Raw genomic sequence first — 17,761 nt, forward strand, 5'->3', positions numbered from 1 at the left:
TGAAAGATGCGGTAGAGCTAGATGGCGTCGACTTATTAGGGTACACAACATGGGGCTGTATCGATCTTGTCTCTGCCGGAACAGGCGAAATGAAAAAACGCTATGGTTTTATTTATGTCGACCGCGATAATGAGGGAAATGGCACCTTGAACCGTTCGAAGAAAAAATCATTTGATTGGTACAAAAAAGTGATTGCGACGAATGGAGAAGATCTGAACAACGAATAAAAAAGGAGACAATCAAATGAAAAAGATAGGAAAACTATTGGGGGTTTTCATAGTAAGTATGTTAGTAGTGGCAGGATGTGGTAATGTTAATACTAAAAAAGAGGATACCTCAGTTGCTAAAAAGACACCAGAAGAGTTGACTTTGTATATTGTTCGTCATGGTAAAACAATGCTAAATACAACCGATCGAGTTCAGGGCTGGTCAGATGCAGTTTTAACGAAAGCCGGTGAAGAAGTTGTAACAGCAGCAGGTGTTGGATTGAAAGCAGTCGATTTCCAAAATGCCTATAGTAGTGACAGTGGTCGTGCGATTCAAACGGCAAATCTAATCATAAAAGAAAATGAAAAATCATCCGACTTAAAAGTTATGACAGATGAACGTTTAAGAGAATTCAACTTTGGCACATATGAAGGTGATTTGAATCACACTATGTGGCAAGATATAGCGGACGATCAAGGAGTAACGTTAGAAGAATTTTTGAAAAATATGACGCCAGAATCGTTTGCCAATAGCGTAGCTAAATTAGATGCTAAAAATGTAGAAGAAGCTAAAGTCAATTGGCCAGCGGAGGACTATAAGACGATCACTACTAGACTTAAAGCGGGGATAGAGGATATCGTTGAAAAAGAAATGAAGAATGAAGGCTCAGGAAATATTTTGATTGCTTCGCATGGTTTAAGTATTTCTGCATTACTTGCTACCTTATTCGATGACTATAAAATACCCGAAGGTGGTTTAAAAAATGCAAGTGTCTGTACTGTGAAATACAAAGATGGAAACTATACTTTAGAAAAAATCAATGACTTAAGTTATGTTGAAGCAGGTCAAAAAAAATAGAAGAACAGTTGAACAATAACTAGCTTGTTTAGTTCAATCTTATTCAGACAAAATTCGATCAAAGAAACCATTTTGATCGAATTTTGTGTATAATAAGAACAAAAAGAAAGAAAAGGGATAAAAATTATGGTGACTATTACAAATTTTCGTGATATCGGTGGTATCCAAAATAAAGAAGGGAAACAAATTAAGAAGAACGTATTTTTAAGGTCAGGTGAGTTGTCTACATTATCGAAAGATGATGAGCAACGTTTGGAAACAAAATACCGTGTAGGTAAGATCATTGATTTAAGAAGTGAAGCTGAAGTCGAAGAGCGTCCGGATATGTCTATTCCAAAAGCAGAATATATCCATATTGATATTTTGGAAGATATTCAAGATGAAGGAGCATCAATTGAAGATTTTGTTAAAATCGGCTCCCCTGAGAAATCAGCTGCTTACATGGAAAAACTTTATGCTGATATTGCTCTGAATCAGACATCACAAAAGGGCTACAATAAATTTTTTGAACAAATCTTAACGTTACCAAAAGAAGAAAGTATTCTATTCCATTGTTTTGCGGGGAAAGATCGTACTGGGATTGCTGCACTGCTGGTATTAGAAACGCTTGACGTACCAAGAGAGGCTATTTACACTGATTATTTATTAACTAATAATTTAAGAAAAAAAGAAAATGCAATGATTTTAGAACAAGCGAAAGAAGCCGATTTAGAAGGAGCGAATTTAGAAGCTTTACATGTTGCTTTAAATGTAGATAGCAGTTATTTAGATAATTTTTATCAGACCGTTGAAAAGCAATACGGGGATGTTTCGACTTATTTAAAACAAGCAATTGGAATTGATAAAGTGACGAGAGAAGCATTCAATAACCGTTTTGTTGATTAAAGATTATTGAAAGAAGAGGGACTAGTTATGATGAAAAGTCAGCATATTGACCTATTGAATCGATGTATTGAAATTTCCCGTAATGCTCGCGAACATGGTAATACACCATTTGGGGCATTGCTTGCGGACAAAGATGGAATGATTCTTTTAGAACAGGAAAATATCGAAATCACTGAAAATATCTGTACGGGGCATGCAGAGACTACATTGGCAGCAAAAGCATCACAAAAATATAGCAAAGAATTTTTATGGGAGTGTACATTGTACACTACTGCTGAACCATGTGCGATGTGCACTGGCACAATTTATTGGGGAAATATTGGTACAATTGTTTATGCAATGACTGAAAAACGTTTGTTAGAACTAACGGGTGACAATGAGCAAAACCCAACGTTTGACTTACCTTCGCAAGAAATAGTGAATCATGGCCAAAAAAACATCCAAGTCATTGGCCCTTTTCCAGAAGTTGAACAAGCAGCAGCTGCTGTTCATCAAGGATACTGGAATTAAAAATAGAAATCATTTATAGAAATGTGGGGCAAAACTTGGTTTTAGTGTTGCTCCACATTCTAACGTTAGACAGTTTACCTAACTTGTTAGATAAACTGTCAGAATTTTCAAAAATGTTATTGACTTATTGAAAAGTAAAGGTAATAATGAATAAAATTACATACAAAAGTATAGGGAGTTGCTGTAAAATATGATCATTAAACCATCACTACCTCAAGAAATGACAATTTTTTTCGATGCAGAAAATCAACCAAATGAAAAGGTTCAAATGGGTGTAGTTATCCTACAACCAGGAGAAAAAAGACCATTAGAAGGATTTGCTAGACATGACCAAGATGAATATTCTTATGTTGTTTCGGGTGAAGCGCATACTATTTTAGAAGACGGCCAAGACTTGGTAGGAAAACCTGGCGATGCTCAGTTGATCGAGGCAGGAGAAGGGCATATCAATTATAACGACGGGGACCAAGCAGCAGTGGTTGTTTGGATGTTAGTAGAACGCGCATAAAACAAATATAAGGGAGAACGATATGAAAAAAGTAGTCAAATCAATTATTGGTCTAACGTTAATACTGACCATTATTTCGGGATGTTCTAGTGGTAAAGAAGCAAAACAAGCAAAGGAAACAGCACCGTTAAACTTAATGTCACCTTCAGAATTAACGACCTTGGATACATCCGTTATGTTGGATTTTCCAGATGCAATTGTTCAAACCGCAGCATTTGAAGGGCTATATGCACTAGATGACAAAGATCAATTAATTCCGGCAGCAGCAAAAGAAATGCCTGAAATTTCTCAAGACGGTAAGACGTATACGATTAAACTTAGAGAAAATGCTAAGTGGAGTAATGACGATCCCGTGACCGCAGCAGATTTTGAATATGCTTGGAAAAAAATGATCGATCCTAAAAATGGTTTCGTATACAGCTTCTTAGTTGCAGATACTATTTTAGATGCTGAAGAAATTTCAGCTGGCAAAAAGTCAGTGGATGAACTTGGTGTAAAAGCAATTGATGATCAAACGCTAGAAGTGAAACTAAAAGAAGCAAAACCTTACTTTACATCAGTTCTTGCTTTTCCAACATTTTTCCCTCAAAATCAAAAATTCGTTGAAAAAATGGGAACGGATTACGGAACAACGAGTGAAAATGTTGTGTACAATGGTCCATTTACTATAGAAAACTGGAAACAAACCGATTTAAGCTGGGATCTCAAGAAAAATGAGAACTATTGGGATCAAGCAAATGTGAAATCAGATAAGATCCATTATGAGGTAGTCAAAGAAGCTTCAACAGCATTAAATCTTTTTGAAGATGGACAGCTGGATGTAGCAACAGTAACTGGAGAATTAGCAAAACAAAACCAAAGTAATCCAAACTATCACTCTTATCCAACAGCAACTATGAACTATATCCGCTTAAACCAAAAGCGTAAAAACAAAGAGACACCGTTAAAAAATGAAAACTTAAGAAAAGCGTTAGCACTAGGAATCGATAAAGAAAATCTAGTGAATAATATTATTGCCGACGGATCAAAACCATTGTACGGCGCCGTAACAGAAGGGTTCGTAAGTAACCCGAAAACAGGCGTAGATTTCCGAGAAGAAGCTGGTGATTTAATGACCTACAATAAAGAAGAAGCTTTGACCTATTGGGAACTAGCTAAGAAAGAATTAGGTGATAACATTACTTTAGATTTAATGGTAACAGATGATGGTTTTTATAAAAAAATGGGCGAAAGTCTTCAAGGTAGCTTAGAAAAACTACTACCTGGTTTAACTATCAACTTAACCGCATTACCAACTGAAACAGCATTGAATCTTAGTCGTGAAAGTGACTATGATATGTTCTTGATTTACTGGACACCAGATTATCAAGACCCGATTTCGACACTAAACATGTTACGGACTGGAAATGATCGTAATTACTCAAATGCTAAATATGATGCTTTGTTAAATGATGCATCACAAAAATACGCGACCGATATAGAAAAACGCTGGAAGACTTTGATTGCCGCTGAAAAAGAAGGAATTGAAGAGACGGCAGGAATGATTATTATCAGCCAAAATCAGCAATCAGTTTTACAAAATGAACAGATTGAAGGGGTAAACTATCACACTTTTGCTGCACCATTAACATTAAAAAATATCTATAAAGAATCGAAATAACAGTCCAAAAAAAGGTATGGAACAAAAAAATCACTTTTGCATCATACACTAAATGCGAATAAATACTTCTGTCCTAGCCACTTTTAGTCTAAAAATTTGGTTCATTGTACGATAATTGAAGAAATGCTATCATAAAATCAAGTAGAAAGACAAAATAGTTTAGGAGTATAACATGGAACAACACCAAGCAACTGAGAATGAGTACAATCAGCTCGTTGAAATATGGGAAAGGTCGGTTAAACAAACCCATGATTTTCTAGACATTGAAGATTTTAAAACAATAAGGAAAGAACTACCGACCTATTTTCCTCATCTAGATGTATGTGTTTGGACAGAGGGAGACAAGATCATCGGCTTTTCTGGTGTGGATGGTAATAAATTAGAAATGCTTTTTTTAGATCCACTTCATATTGGAAAAGGATATGGCAAGCAAGTAATGACGAATTTACTTAAGATGAAGGACATTCAATTGATTGATGTTAACGAACAGAATCAGTCTGCAAAAGCATTTTATCACGTAATGGGATTTGAGGAATATGCACGAAGTGAAGTGGATGATGCAGGCAGACCATATCCAATTTTACATTTACAAAGAAGTAATAAGGAAAAGTGACATTTTCCTTATTACTTCTTTCTATTTCACGAATGAAAGTCTAAAGAAGAGAGAAACTGTTCATTTAATGGTTAGATAAAATCTCTTCCTTTTGAGCAATATAGTTTAACCTCTACAGACTAATGTGTATAATCTAATGTAACGGCTTTTTTATCTAATTTATAATAGATTAAAGTAACTAAAAGTATTCTTTTAGAAGAAACGATTAAAACTTTATTAATAATAAAATCAAAAAATAATAATGTTCAATTGATGTTGAACTAAATTAAAATGACTCGATTTCCCTTGTAAACACTGGGTGATGGGCTTTTTTTTTATTTTAAAGTAGAAAAAAAATAGACAAAGGAATGAAAAAAATGACAAAAAAATTTCATTTTAATAGCATATTACTTGATATAAGAGCTCGAGAGATACTATAATGGAGATAAGTCAGCGTTTTTAGCTGCTTAGTTATGGGAGGAGAGAGCATTATGTATAGTTATACGGATATGATTTTGTCAGTAATGCAACGAGTTGAAGTCTACAATGAGATTTTTAATGCCATTTCTAAGGAAGTACAAGAGAACAGCTGTAGCCAAGCCATTAACAGAAGGGGTAAAGATACTTATTTATTTTGCCGCAGCAATGTTAACCGGTTCTTTGTAGAAGAAGCAAGTTTTAGAAAAGAATTAGTAATTTATGGCGAAAAAGAAGCAACCAAAATCCTGTTGGAGGGCTTAGATACTTATAAAGAAGGAATCTACTTTTGGCTAGAAGCATTGAATGACAAATGTGAAGTAGTTGATGAAATCAAGTACACACGTGGATTAAACAGTACTAAAAGTTCGTTTAGATTGATCAATCAGGCTTGTAAGGAAGCATGCGGTGGTATCCAAAGTGCGCATAGTGTTCATAAAATGTAGTGATGTTTAGTCAAAGAGAAAAAAATAACCGAATATAAGCAGATAATAAATATTTTGTAAAATTATTTTGTGAACTATCAAAAATTATAAGGATTAAAATAAACTATAGAGCTTTAATTGTTTAGCGTTTGAAATTTTTTTGATTATTTATTTGGAAAATCCCAAAACTAGTATACATCTAGTCTTGGGATTTTTTTATTTCTATATTATCTTTAAGAACTTTATCGATTAAGGGATCTAATGCAGTCTCAATTCTACGAGCATTCTCAAAATCTATATGTAAAAATACCGGTTGAAAAGAGTTCTTGCAATTAAGGTTGTTCCGGTTGCGTGTAATCCAATTAAAGAAATGGTCATTTGAGGGAGGAACAAGGTTTTCGCCATAAGGCCCTAAAACAAGATAAGTTCACTTTGTTGTATACTCATCAAGTGTTCAAATTCCATAAAATCCATCGCTAATAAATTTCCTTTTTTTCACTAAAATGAGTTAGTAATCGTTCAATCGGTTTGTTTCTATTCCTTTTTTTTACCGTCCTAATGTTTACAACATAATGCTAGAGGAGATGAGTTGTCTTTTAGAAAGTGTTTCTACATCAATACTTTTATCAATAACTTTCCAAAAAAAAGTAGAAAAATTAATAAGAATCAATAGGTTATTCACATAATTCTCAAAAATTTGTGTTATTTATCAAAAATATGATAAATAAAAGAACTAAATTATGTAGACTTGATAAATAAAATAGATTAAACTTATTTTAGTTTTGTAAGTATATCTTTAATATATCTTATTTATAACTTTTCGGATATAGAAAAGTATGTAATAAATTATAACGATCAGAGCAATTCATTTAATAACAAAATCGTAAAGGAGAATTCCGAATGTACAACATAGGATTCGTTTTGGCTGGTAATACAGATGAACAAAAATACATAGATTCATTAAAAAGTATTCAATTGGACGTGCATCCAGTTAACAAAGATGAAGCTGCTGAAACTATAGGGAATTATGATGGAATCATCATCAATGAACAACAAGCACAAAATATTGGTATGATCTGTGAATTGATTATTCTATTGAAGAAAAAACAGGATACTTTTATATGGGTGATTTCAGAGAGAGAAAATAAAATGAATCACATTGTTTATTTACAGCTTGGTGCAGATGGAATAATAGACAATGAATGTGCTCCAGAAGAGTGTCAACTTATGATAACAAATGCTCTTAATAGATACAAAAATGTGCATCAAGTTAATGTAAAACGCACGGAAAAAGTGAGTAACGACTGTCAGTTCCAACTACGACCATGTAATTTTAGCGTTATATTAAATGGAATTGAAATCAATTTGACCAAACTTGAATTCAAAACAATTGAATTTTTACAAACACAGCAAGGCGTAGCTGTCTCTTATGAGGAAATTTACAAAAATGTTTGGGAAAACGATGGAAATGATAAACAATACCGTGTATCGAATTTAATTTTTCATTTAAGACAAAAAATTGAAAAAGATGCGGCACATCCTGAATACATTAAAACTGTTCGTTCAAAAGGATATAAGCTATCGATGTAGTGCTATTTACTGAATGAATTGAATCTGTCATGGCGGTTGATCGGATATGTATTACGACAATGACGGTGACAAAAGAATCAAGTGAAATATGTTTTCTCTTTTTCAAGCCAACTGTTGAAAACATAAACAAAAATAGAGAAAATCAGTGTGCTTTTTGTCGACATCCAGGTAGAGAACAGCCATTCTCTATGGAGCGTTGAACAAAAGCGTAACACTAATTTTCCCCTGCATTGTGAATGTATCAAAAAATGGAACAATTGGCAAGAAAAATAGAAATAGATTGTGCGTTCTTCTAAGACAGACGTACAAAAAAATTGTTAAGGGAGGAGTTGAGAAGATATGAAAATCGGAAAAAAGTCTTATTTTATTGGACTAGTTATTTTTCTGTTCAGTATTTTAGCGGTTATTTTATTTAATAACTCTAATAAAATTGAAGCAGCTGAGGAACCTTTGATAGGAAACGTGGATTCTTCCACTCTATTAAAAACCGAAGAGGATTTGCATAATCAAGAAACGATCACTGTTCCTCAAATGGAAGCTTACATGGATGGAACTAATTATCAACCAGCTCAGACCAAAATTGAGAATAAAATCACTGGAAGCATGACAAATGAGCAGTATCAAACACAATATGCTGATTTGAATGCTCAGCAAAATCAAGCATGGAATACTCAATATAATTTCCGACCTGATACCAATGCGGTTCATGTAGGAACTTGGGCTGAGTTTAGAGCAGCTTTTGAGAATAATCAAGTCTCAAAGATCATCCTTGATGCAGATATTTATTATGGCACTGCGATTGCTATCTCTAGAGCAGAATCAATTGAAATAGATGGTCAAGGGCATCTCCTTGAGATGCGAAATGGTTCAATCAATGTTGATGATCTAAATTCTTTGGCAAGTTTTGGCAAAGCGTTTTCTGACGTACCAGTATTCCACATGCATGATATTCAAATTGCGAATAATACTGGGTATGGAGCGCTAGAGGGGAATCTTGGAACTGCGTGGTCATTTGTTAATGGTAAAGGACAATGGGGCACTGGCGGTTCAACCGGCTCAAATAGAAGATTATGGCGTTACAGAATTGGGAATGTTTACACTCCGTATGACACTAGTAAAAAAAGTGATAACCAACGTGTGGGTGGCCGCTTAATCAGTGCTCCTCGTGCTGAGATTAGCATGTATGGATACAATGTCATCGTAACAGGTGCTGAAAATTTCTATACCGGTGGAATGACATTTGAGCCTAGTACCTTTTATAAAGGCACAAACGCTGAGTATGATTATTCAGTTGTTTGGTTCATGGATAATACTGGTAAAAATGGGGACACTGATTCAACAGGGACCAGGAAATTTGATATTGGAGAAGGCAGTTTTGTGTATTTAAATTATACAGCTAATGGCACCAATTATCCTGCAGTGTATAACTTTTTCGATGAGCTAAGAGTCGGGAAAAATGCAACTTATAATGCGAACATGCCTGGATCAGCTGCCTATTTTAATGTGGACGGTGCAAGCTTTATAGCGGAAGAAGGTTCAACAGTCAATTTACTTTCTCGTGCAGGCAGTCGAGCTACTGTTCAATCTGGTGCAGTAAATGCTACGAATGCTGGTTCACAAGCAAACCCTAAAAACACTAAATATGAATTTAAGCCTAAATCAAATGTGTTCATTGTTGGGAATAATAATGGTGGAGTTCTTGCGTATAACTCAACAAATGGAGGCAATCAGTTCATATTTGATAGTCCAGAGTCATTTGACATTCGTAATTCGTTCAATAGTACAACGACAACCAATGCCTTTTTGGGAGATACAACGTCGAATAGAGGAACCAACAGTTTCACTATAAAAAATTCTGATATATCTATTTGGAATAATCAAGCAGACATTGATGGTGCGCCAACCTATGATTATTCGAATGTAACAGACTTCACTGTAACAAATGCATCTGCAAATGGAGGAGTGACAAGCTCCGATCCGGCTCTTCAAAGTCAATATCTTCGTCCAAATTATAAACGTATCTCAGGAATGAATAGTATACCTGAACTCACTTGGACGCCCGTAACTGATGCGGATTTCGACCAACAATCACGTATTTTAATAGGATATACAGCAGTTGGTGGTAGTGATCCGTTTGACGAAGATGGTAATGCAAAAACAAAACCCGTTTATGCAGATAGCATTCGTAAGGCTTATGTCGATTTCACTGATACTTTGGGAAATACTTATACAGGAACAAGTACCGATGATAACTATGTCCATTGGAAAAAAGCAGATCATGAGATACCAGGCTTTCAACTTGCTCAAAAAGACATGTTTGGAACGCCTTATCGTGCATCGTACGTCAATAATGTTTTGACTCCATATAGAATGGGGGAAAAGACCCCCACAACTGTAATTGATGTTACGCCACCAGAACCAGCTATTGTGACTGGCGATAAAGTAACTAATGGAATGAAGCAATTGATTGGGAAAAATGCTGAACCAAAAGCGAAAATCTATGTTGATATCAATGGTACACGTCAAACAAATGTAGGGTCAGTCAATGATGATGGTACATGGGCATATAATTTACCTAGATATTTAAACACAGGCGAAACCGTCCAAATTTTCTTAGAAGATAATGCTGGCAAAATTACTGAGACTCTAGATCCAGCAGCACCTTCAACTAATAGTGCTAATGGAAATATCAATCCGGCAACCGAAATGAATTATCGTGATGCAACCTTCAAGCCTGCAACGAAATATAGTGTAGAAGACGGACTTCCAGACAATCCATTAATGGAAAAAACTGTTGTTTCTTCTGGCGATAAAACAACCCAAGTTGGTGACATTCTAACGTATACATTAACAGCCACAAATGGAAAAAATGCTAGTCTAGATGCTGTTTGGAATAAAGTAACGGTAAAAGATACGATTCCAGATGGATTAAAATTTGATCCAGAAACAGCAGACGTTACGATTAATGGCAAAGTGGCAGCAGAAACTGACTTTACCTATGACGTCGATTCTCACTTGTTGACGGTTAACGTCGGAAACTTGAAAGCGGGAGCTTCTGCAGTTGTAACCTTTAAAACAGAAGTTCAACAATCTGCAGTTGGTAAAGTGATCAATAACGTTGGGATAGCAACTGGTTTTTCACCAAGAGAATCTGGGGAATTTATAGAGGGACCTGATGATCCTAGCCGAGCGCATGATGTGTTCTCTAAAGAGGCAAACGTTGATAATCCAGGAGGAAGTATTTTTGGTATTCTGGAGCTTGTTTCAGCGCCTAAAAATATCAACTTTGGAGCAACTACGTTCAGTCCTAAAGGAACAAAAATCAATAATCCTTCTTATGAAGGAGAAGATCTAGTCGTGAAAGATGGCCGTGCTGTTCAAGAAACATGGACATTGAATGTACGTCTAGAAAAAGAATTAGCCAAAGTCGATGAACCAGATGTCTTTATTCCAAGAGCGATTCGTTATGTACACAAAAATGATGAAATCACGTTAATGGGTGCATCACAACCAATCATATCACGTAAAAATGATAATAATGATCCATATAATATCAGTAGTACTTGGTCACCAGATGGCGATGGATTCAAATTAAATGTTGATTCTGGTCAATCAATAGCTTCAGGTAAATATGAAGCCACAATCGTTTGGGAATTAGTTGCAGGACCACCATCAGAAAATCCATAAAATAGGAGAGAAAAGTATGAATAAAAAAAGAATAATTATTATGCTGGCTTCTATCATGTGTATGGTGGCACTCGCATCATTTTCATCAAATGTGAGTGCAGCTGACAACCAAAATGGTGGACAAGTTGCGACTGAGGGAATCATTACGTTTTATGAAGACTCAACCGAACCAACAAGAGAACCTTCAAAACCAACCCCGCCTAACTCGTCTGAACCTAAGGTCACCAAACCTGTTGGAAGATATCCTTCCACGGGTGAAATTATCAAAGGCTCAATTGGGATTAGCGGAATTGTTCTAGTTGCTGTTGCACTTTTTATTTTCTTCAAGAAGCGTAAAAAAGAACAGGAGGCAGATGAATGAAAAAGAAAAGATTGATTTTAGCTGCCTTCATGTTGTTTTTAGCAACAGTAGGAGTAATGGATTTTGCATCTGCGGAAGAAAAAACGGTGACAGGTCATGGAACCGTCGAATACACTGGCGAACATCCAAAAGAGCCAGTTGATCCTGAAAAACCAGTCAAGCCAGTTGATCCAGGTCCAGGACCCTCAACGGATGGGGATCTTAGATTTGATTTTGCGCCGACGTTGAATTTTGGTAGAAGTAAAATCACTGAAACAGACCGCAACTTTTACGTGAATGCGCAATTGTTTCATGATGGCACGCCTGCCAGAGGCAACTATTTGCAAATAACGGATTCCAGAGCAGAAGCTTCAGGATGGACGCTTCAAGTTCGTCAAGAGTACCAATTTAAAAATGATGTTATTCAAGATGACGCTGAAAAAGAATTGAAAGGGGCAGTTCTATCCTTTGATAAAGCGTGGGCAAATTCTGCGTATACTCAAGAAAAATCGCCCCAACTCAGTAAAGATATCATTCAATTGAATGCACCTGGCACAACATTTCCAGTAGCTTCAGCTGATCAAGGACAGGGAAAAGGCACATGGATTATCTCATTTGGGGCATCCGCTGAAAATAATGGTGACCAAGCAAACACCATGTTCCCTAAAGTTGATGAAAAAAATCAGCCGGTCTTAGATGAGAACTTCGAAAATCAGCAAGTTCAGGGAAACAAAGCAATCTTTTTATCCGTACCGGATGCAGTTAAAATCCATCCTGTACAATATCAAACCGAGTTAACTTGGATATTAGCCGAGTTACCATAAAACACACACATATAAACTAGGAGGAAACACAAATGAAATTCAAAACATTATGTTCAGTAGCAGTAGTAGCAGCAATCACAACAGGAGCTTTAGCACCGATGGCAGCGAATGCTGAAACAGAGGCAAAATCATTAACAGGTAAAGGTGAAGTAACGTACGAAGAAGATAACGGAACAAACAACCCTGGTGACCCTGAAATTCCTGATGGAACAGACGTTGATCCAGGAAAAAATCCGGACATCACAATTAACCCTGATGGCGGACCAATCACAATAGACGTTGTGTCTAACTTGATTTTCCCTAACCAAAAAATTGGTGTATCACCAAAACCAACAACAGCAACAGCAAATCCTGTTTCATTAACGTTAACAGATGGAACAACTGTAACACGTGGTAACTACGTACAATGGACAGATAAACGTGCAGGGAATGACCACAAATACCAAATCAAAGCAGCGATGACTAAACAATTTACTAACGGTTCAAATACGTTGAACAATGCAACAATTTCTTATGCTAATGGCTTCCTAAACTCAGAAATGGGAGAAGCGAACTGGCCAAAAACTCGTCCAGCAGACTTTGTTTTATCTCAGGATGGAGTGAGTCAAGTTGTTCTTGACAACAATACAGCTGAATCAACAGGTGCCCGTGGTTTAGGTACATTCTACGCTGAATTTGGGACATCAACTGCAGATGCTAAAAATACTCTTGAAGAAAAATCTACTGGTTTAGCAGGCAAATCTGTTGAATTATCAGTTCCAGCTGGTCAAAACATTGTTAAAGGTAAATATGTTGCGGATATTACTTGGTCAATCGAGTATACTCCAGCTCCAGCAGCTCCAGAAACACCAGAAACCCCAGCAGAATAATTAAAAATAAAACATAACAAAATAGTCAATACTCAAGATGCTGATTCCTTTATTGGAATCAGTGATCTTGTTTATAGTTTTGAATGGAAGAAGGAAAAATTATGAAAAATAAACTAACATACATAGTAACAGCAGTTCTTATTTCACTTATTACATTTATCGCAAGGCCAACCAATAGTCTCGCTCAAGAAGCAGGTGGTGCAACAGGATTTGTTTATGAAATTAAATTTCCTGAAAATCAACAAAAAGAGGCTGGCTATTTTGATTTAAAAATGACACCCGGTCAAACCCAAAAAGTACAAGTGTTACTAAAAAATCCACGAGACAAAGAAATAACCGTTGAAACAAGCCTAAATGGTGCCAAAACGAACATGAATGGTGTTTTAGAATATGGTCCAATCAATCTAAAAAAAGACGCATCGCTAAAATATGATTTTGTTGATCTTGTTAAAGCGCCAGAAAAAGTGGTATTACCACCAAACTCTGAAAAAACATTAGACATAGAAATTACCATGCCCAAAGCCTCTTATGATGGTGTGATTGTCGGCGGAATTCAGTTGAAAAAAGCAGATGATGAGGATCAAAAAACGCAAAACGGCGCAAACGTAATCAATAAGTACGCCTATGTTATTGCGATGGTTTTACAAGAAACAGATACTAAAGTAGAACCAGAATTGAACTTGAATAAAGTCAATGCAGGACAATCAAATGCGCGAAATGTTGTCTATGTGGATGTTTCCAACACGAAAGCAAACTTCTTAGACAATTTATCAATGGAAGCTCAAATCATGTCGGACAAAAGCGATGAAGTATTGTACGAAACAAAGAAATCTTCCATGCGGATGGCCCCAAACTCTAATATGACTTTTCCTGTAAGTATGCAAGGAGAGGAAATGGTTCCAGGGAAATACCGCGCGCACATTTTGGCAACTTCTGGAAGTAAAAAATGGGAATGGACAGAATCATTTGAAATTACTGCAGAAGAAGCTGATAAATTTAACCGAGAAGATGTTGGATTAGTCCAAGAAAAAGGAATTAACTGGCCACTGATCATCGGTGCAGCAGTAGGATTGTTCGTTGTTATTTTAGTTATTTTCTTTATTATTCGTATGATTCGTAAAAGAAGAGAAGCGGCTAAAAAAGCAGAACGTCATAAAAAGAACAAGCTAAAGTAAGGAACATACTAGCTGGAGGGAAGGATCATGACAACATTAGATTGGTTTTTTAGCATAGGGTTAGTGTTGGCAGTCCTTGCCATCCTATTTTTTATCCTTTTTCTGGTTTTAACAATCAGAACTGGAACTAAATTAAAAACTATAAGTAGAAAAAGAGCCAAAACAAAGAAAAAGAAGAAACGACTTCGCATTGCAAAAAAGAAATTGATTCGACAAAAGAAGAATCAGCGTACAGCTGCGATTATTTCGTTAGTGGCAAGTCTATTGCTAGGAGCTGGCGCTTTTTATTCGGCTTATTATCAAGCAATGAATTTAACCACAGATGACTCTGACTCAATTTCTAAAGGGTATTATCTTTTAAGTGATTTTAATGGTGAATTGTCCAAAGCAGGCAGTGGATCAGAATCTCAAGATAAAATGGAAACAAATTTGCGTTATCTTGCAAATAGCATCGCAAGTTATGGAACGAAAAAAGCCAGTACTGTAAATACCCAAGAAGGCCAATTAACCTTAAACCGTTATTATAATGCAATGAAAGAACTCGGTACAAACGTAATGAGAAATTACACTCAAATTTATAACAATCCTGATTTGGCAAAAGACTATCAAGAAGATGTCAAGAAAGTAAAGGAATACGAACAAAAAGTATTCAAACTGTACAATATCAATGAAGCTGCTTTGAATCAAAAAAAGTAAACAATTGAGGTGATTTATCATGGAATCACAAAAACGTACAGCCAAAAAGAAAAAATACCGCGCTAATCAAAATCAAAAACGGAAGCCGAAAAATGTAAAACAACAAAAAAATAGTTCATCAAAAATCAAAAAACGGCGTACAGGAAAATCAAAAAAAGCGCTCATGGAAGCCAAAAAGAGAAGGAAGAATCGCAAACGAAAAATTTTTTTATTGGAATTTTTAGGTGCAATAGCTATTACTAGTATTCTCGTTTTCTTCATGTCTTTGTTTTTATTTTCTCTTCCTAAAGTTGAAGGATATTCTATGGTTTCCACATTGAGAGATGGAGATCGGGTTTACGTAAATAAGATTGGGAAACTCAAAACGTTTGAATTAGTATACGTTCAAATACCAGGAACCAAGGAAAAAGAAGTTCGACGAATCATCGGGATGCCAGGACAAAGGGTAACCTATAAAAATGATCAGCTGCAAATAGATGGACAAGATAGAGAAGAAAAATTTATCTTCGATGAAAAGCAAACTTCACAAGAAAACGGTCGACTTTATACGGATGATTTTTCGATTTTTACTTTAACTGGAACATCAAAAATTCCAGAAGGAAAATACTTACTGTTAGGGGATAATCGACCGTATTCAGTTGACAGTCGTCAGTATGGATTAGTAGATCGAAAAGATATTATTGGTGTGGTGGAAATGAGAATCTTACCGTTGCATCTGTTACAAAGATTCTAGTTTTCTTCATATCTGAAAGATGGTTTATTTATAGAAGTGATAAGACAGGCCCAACAGCTTTGTCTTATTTTTTAATGGTAAACTGTATTTTTTTGCAAATAGCAAGTCTTTTGCTAGATAATCTGTTATACTAGTAAGCGTTACAAGTTCCCGAAAGGATTTGTTGTAAAATAGTAGACTTTTCGATGAAATATTCTTGTTGGATATGAAGCGAGTGGTACTACATTTTGTACAAAGATGCCTTGTAACCGACTAAATTTAGGGGGAATACATTATGACAGAGAGACATTTATTTACATCAGAATCAGTTTCAGAAGGACATCCGGACAAAGTTGCCGATCAAGTAAGTGACGCAATACTAGATGCGATTTTAGAACAAGATCCGTTAGCCCGTGTGGCATGCGAAACAAGTGTAACAACAGGTTTGGTTTTAGTTTTTGGAGAAATATCTACTACTGCATACGTAGATATCCAAAAAGTTGTTCGGCAAACATTGAAAGATATTGGCTATACACGAGCTAAATATGGATTCGATGGCGATACCGTTGCAGTTCTTGTTGCAATAGACGAGCAATCACCCGATATTGCACAAGGGGTGGATGATGCACTAGAAACACGTGGTGAGAAAGATACCAAAGATGATATTGGAGCTGGAGACCAAGGATTGATGTTTGGTTTTGCAGTAGATGAAACGCCAGAATTAATGCCGTTACCAATCTCTTTAAGTCATAAACTTGTAAATCGTTTAGCACAATTACGTAAAGAGGAAAAATTGCCTTATCTACGTCCTGATGCAAAATCACAAGTGACAGTAGAATATGATGAAAACGGCAAACCGCAACGTTTAGACACAGTTGTGATCAGTACACAACATGATGAAGAAGCTACGCTGGAGCAGATTCAAAAAGACGTGAAATCTCTCGTCATTGAAGAAGTGATTCCAGCAGAATTACTAGATGAAGAAACAAAATACTTTATTAATCCTACAGGTCGCTTTGTTATTGGTGGACCTCAAGGAGATGCCGGCTTAACTGGACGTAAGATCATCGTCGATACATATGGCGGATATGCTCGTCATGGTGGCGGCGCCTTTTCTGGAAAAGACGCGACTAAAGTTGATCGTTCTGCAAGCTATGCAGCGCGATACATTGCAAAAAACATCGTTGCAGCAGGATTAGCTGAAAAAGTTGAAGTTCAGTTAGCGTATGCCATTGGTGTAGCACAACCTGTATCGATTTCAATCAACACTTTTGGTACAAGCGAAGTACCTGAAAGCAAATTGATCGAAGCCGTTAGAGAAAATTTTGACCTGCGTCCAGCGGGAATTATAGAAATGCTTGACTTACGCCGTCCAATCTACAAACAAACGGCAGCATATGGTCATTTTGGTCGTACAGACATTGAACTACCTTGGGAGCAGACAGATAAAGTCGATGCAATCAAGAAAAGCTTGATGGAGTAAACGAGGCGGCGCTACTAATGAAAATTAGTGGCGCCGTTTTGCTGTGAACCACCACGACTGGCTCCGCCAGAGTGGATGATGAACAGTACTTGGCGACCAAAGGGAGAGAAGTTACCTATTAAAAGAAACATCAAGTATACTACAAAGTTCCATCTAATCAACAGTACTAGGAACCAAAGAGAGTGTCGCTACCTTACTTAGTAAAGTCTCAACACTGTACCAATAAAATGTTGTAAATGAATTCATAAGTAACTTTATTAAAC

At 36.2% G+C, this 17,761-nt stretch carries 17 protein-coding genes and 1 riboswitch; all 17 genes read left to right on the forward strand.

The genetic code is table 11. The features are described from left to right. The coding region (locus tag BCR22_RS03330) for a family 1 glycosylhydrolase (protein ID WP_141706527.1) at window positions 1-227 on the forward strand (227 nt) is incomplete at its 5' end. Window positions 228-243: 16 nt separating this feature from the next. Next, window positions 244-1,065, forward strand: a complete 822-nt coding sequence (locus tag BCR22_RS03335; RefSeq protein ID WP_069653567.1) for a histidine phosphatase family protein — start codon at window positions 244-246, stop codon at window positions 1,063-1,065. Window positions 1,066-1,191: 126 nt separating this feature from the next. Beyond that, on the forward strand, window positions 1,192-1,950 hold the full coding sequence (locus tag BCR22_RS03340; protein ID WP_069653568.1) for a tyrosine-protein phosphatase: 759 nt from the start codon (window positions 1,192-1,194) through the stop codon (window positions 1,948-1,950). 27 nt (window positions 1,951-1,977) lie between these two features. Then, a complete protein-coding gene (locus BCR22_RS03345; protein WP_069653569.1) occupies window positions 1,978-2,460 on the forward strand; it encodes a nucleoside deaminase in 483 nt (160 codons plus the stop codon). 190 nt (window positions 2,461-2,650) lie between these two features. Beyond that, window positions 2,651-2,968 carry a cupin domain-containing protein gene (locus tag BCR22_RS03350; RefSeq protein ID WP_069653570.1) on the forward strand — a complete coding sequence of 106 codons (318 nt, stop codon included), beginning with the start codon at window positions 2,651-2,653 and terminating at the stop codon, window positions 2,966-2,968. A gap of 22 nt (window positions 2,969-2,990) precedes the next feature. Then, window positions 2,991-4,628 (forward strand): peptide ABC transporter substrate-binding protein, encoded by a 1,638-nt coding sequence (locus BCR22_RS03355; RefSeq protein ID WP_069653571.1) that lies wholly within the window; start codon window positions 2,991-2,993, stop codon window positions 4,626-4,628. A 172-nt stretch (window positions 4,629-4,800) separates the two neighbouring features. Next, window positions 4,801-5,241 (forward strand): GNAT family N-acetyltransferase, encoded by a 441-nt coding sequence (locus BCR22_RS03360; RefSeq protein ID WP_069653572.1) that lies wholly within the window; start codon window positions 4,801-4,803, stop codon window positions 5,239-5,241. A 470-nt stretch (window positions 5,242-5,711) separates the two neighbouring features. Then, window positions 5,712-6,143, forward strand: coding sequence for a hypothetical protein (locus BCR22_RS03365; protein WP_069653573.1), 432 nt, complete (start codon window positions 5,712-5,714; stop codon window positions 6,141-6,143). A gap of 879 nt (window positions 6,144-7,022) precedes the next feature. Beyond that, complete coding sequence (locus BCR22_RS03370; protein WP_069653574.1) at window positions 7,023-7,712, forward strand: winged helix family transcriptional regulator; 690 nt, start codon at window positions 7,023-7,025, stop codon at window positions 7,710-7,712. 339 nt (window positions 7,713-8,051) lie between these two features. Then, entirely contained in the window at window positions 8,052-11,399 is a 3,348-nt protein-coding gene (locus tag BCR22_RS03375; RefSeq protein WP_069653575.1) for an isopeptide-forming domain-containing fimbrial protein, read from the forward strand. Window positions 11,400-11,415: 16 nt separating this feature from the next. Further along, window positions 11,416-11,760: an LPXTG cell wall anchor domain-containing protein gene (locus BCR22_RS03380; protein ID WP_069653576.1), complete on the forward strand. Its 345-nt coding sequence runs from the start codon at window positions 11,416-11,418 to the stop codon at window positions 11,758-11,760. After that, a complete protein-coding gene (locus BCR22_RS03385) occupies window positions 11,757-12,563 on the forward strand; it encodes a WxL domain-containing protein (protein ID WP_069653577.1) in 807 nt (268 codons plus the stop codon). Before BCR22_RS03380 ends, BCR22_RS03385 begins: the two co-directional genes overlap by 4 nt. A 32-nt stretch (window positions 12,564-12,595) precedes the next feature. After that, window positions 12,596-13,432, forward strand: a complete 837-nt coding sequence (locus BCR22_RS03390) for a WxL domain-containing protein (RefSeq protein ID WP_069653578.1) — start codon at window positions 12,596-12,598, stop codon at window positions 13,430-13,432. A 101-nt stretch (window positions 13,433-13,533) separates the two neighbouring features. Beyond that, window positions 13,534-14,607 carry a WxLIP family cell surface protein gene (locus BCR22_RS03395; RefSeq protein WP_069653579.1) on the forward strand — a complete coding sequence of 358 codons (1,074 nt, stop codon included), beginning with the start codon at window positions 13,534-13,536 and terminating at the stop codon, window positions 14,605-14,607. Window positions 14,608-14,634: 27 nt separating this feature from the next. Next, window positions 14,635-15,303 (forward strand): hypothetical protein, encoded by a 669-nt coding sequence (locus tag BCR22_RS03400; RefSeq protein ID WP_069653580.1) that lies wholly within the window; start codon window positions 14,635-14,637, stop codon window positions 15,301-15,303. 19 nt (window positions 15,304-15,322) lie between these two features. Continuing rightward, window positions 15,323-16,036, forward strand: coding sequence for a signal peptidase I (gene lepB, locus BCR22_RS03405; protein WP_240485846.1), 714 nt, complete (start codon window positions 15,323-15,325; stop codon window positions 16,034-16,036). Window positions 16,037-16,171: 135 nt separating this feature from the next. Then, window positions 16,172-16,313, forward strand: a riboswitch (SMK box riboswitch). Further along, the gene (gene metK, locus BCR22_RS03410) at window positions 16,311-17,498 is read left to right on the forward strand and encodes a methionine adenosyltransferase (RefSeq protein ID WP_069653581.1); all 1,188 of its coding nucleotides are present in this window, start codon (window positions 16,311-16,313) and stop codon (window positions 17,496-17,498) included. Its footprint overlaps the riboswitch before it by 3 nt. Window positions 17,499-17,761: the final 263 nt, after the last annotated feature.

Origin of the sequence: Enterococcus plantarum (genome assembly GCF_001730295.1) — a bacterium.
GTDB classification, from domain to species: domain Bacteria; phylum Bacillota; class Bacilli; order Lactobacillales; family Enterococcaceae; genus Enterococcus_L; species Enterococcus_L plantarum.

What these genes read in the sequence shown, in the direction of transcription:
- BCR22_RS03335 (WP_069653567.1), top strand. Translation starts at nt 244, where the DNA reads ATGAAAAAGATAGGAAAACTATTGGGGGTTTTCATAGTAAGTATGTTA.
- BCR22_RS03340 (WP_069653568.1), top strand. Translation starts at nt 1,192, where the DNA reads ATGGTGACTATTACAAATTTTCGTGATATCGGTGGTATCCAAAATAAA.
- BCR22_RS03345 (WP_069653569.1), top strand. Translation starts at nt 1,978, where the DNA reads ATGATGAAAAGTCAGCATATTGACCTATTGAATCGATGTATTGAAATT.
- BCR22_RS03350 (WP_069653570.1), top strand. Translation starts at nt 2,651, where the DNA reads ATGATCATTAAACCATCACTACCTCAAGAAATGACAATTTTTTTCGAT.
- BCR22_RS03355 (WP_069653571.1), top strand. Translation starts at nt 2,991, where the DNA reads ATGAAAAAAGTAGTCAAATCAATTATTGGTCTAACGTTAATACTGACC.
- BCR22_RS03360 (WP_069653572.1), top strand. Translation starts at nt 4,801, where the DNA reads ATGGAACAACACCAAGCAACTGAGAATGAGTACAATCAGCTCGTTGAA.
- BCR22_RS03365 (WP_069653573.1), top strand. Translation starts at nt 5,712, where the DNA reads ATGTATAGTTATACGGATATGATTTTGTCAGTAATGCAACGAGTTGAA.
- BCR22_RS03370 (WP_069653574.1), top strand. Translation starts at nt 7,023, where the DNA reads ATGTACAACATAGGATTCGTTTTGGCTGGTAATACAGATGAACAAAAA.
- BCR22_RS03375 (WP_069653575.1), top strand. Translation starts at nt 8,052, where the DNA reads ATGAAAATCGGAAAAAAGTCTTATTTTATTGGACTAGTTATTTTTCTG.
- BCR22_RS03380 (WP_069653576.1), top strand. Translation starts at nt 11,416, where the DNA reads ATGAATAAAAAAAGAATAATTATTATGCTGGCTTCTATCATGTGTATG.
- BCR22_RS03385 (WP_069653577.1), top strand. Translation starts at nt 11,757, where the DNA reads ATGAAAAAGAAAAGATTGATTTTAGCTGCCTTCATGTTGTTTTTAGCA.
- BCR22_RS03390 (WP_069653578.1), top strand. Translation starts at nt 12,596, where the DNA reads ATGAAATTCAAAACATTATGTTCAGTAGCAGTAGTAGCAGCAATCACA.
- BCR22_RS03395 (WP_069653579.1), top strand. Translation starts at nt 13,534, where the DNA reads ATGAAAAATAAACTAACATACATAGTAACAGCAGTTCTTATTTCACTT.
- BCR22_RS03400 (WP_069653580.1), top strand. Translation starts at nt 14,635, where the DNA reads ATGACAACATTAGATTGGTTTTTTAGCATAGGGTTAGTGTTGGCAGTC.
- lepB (WP_240485846.1), top strand. Translation starts at nt 15,323, where the DNA reads ATGGAATCACAAAAACGTACAGCCAAAAAGAAAAAATACCGCGCTAAT.
- metK (WP_069653581.1), top strand. Translation starts at nt 16,311, where the DNA reads ATGACAGAGAGACATTTATTTACATCAGAATCAGTTTCAGAAGGACAT.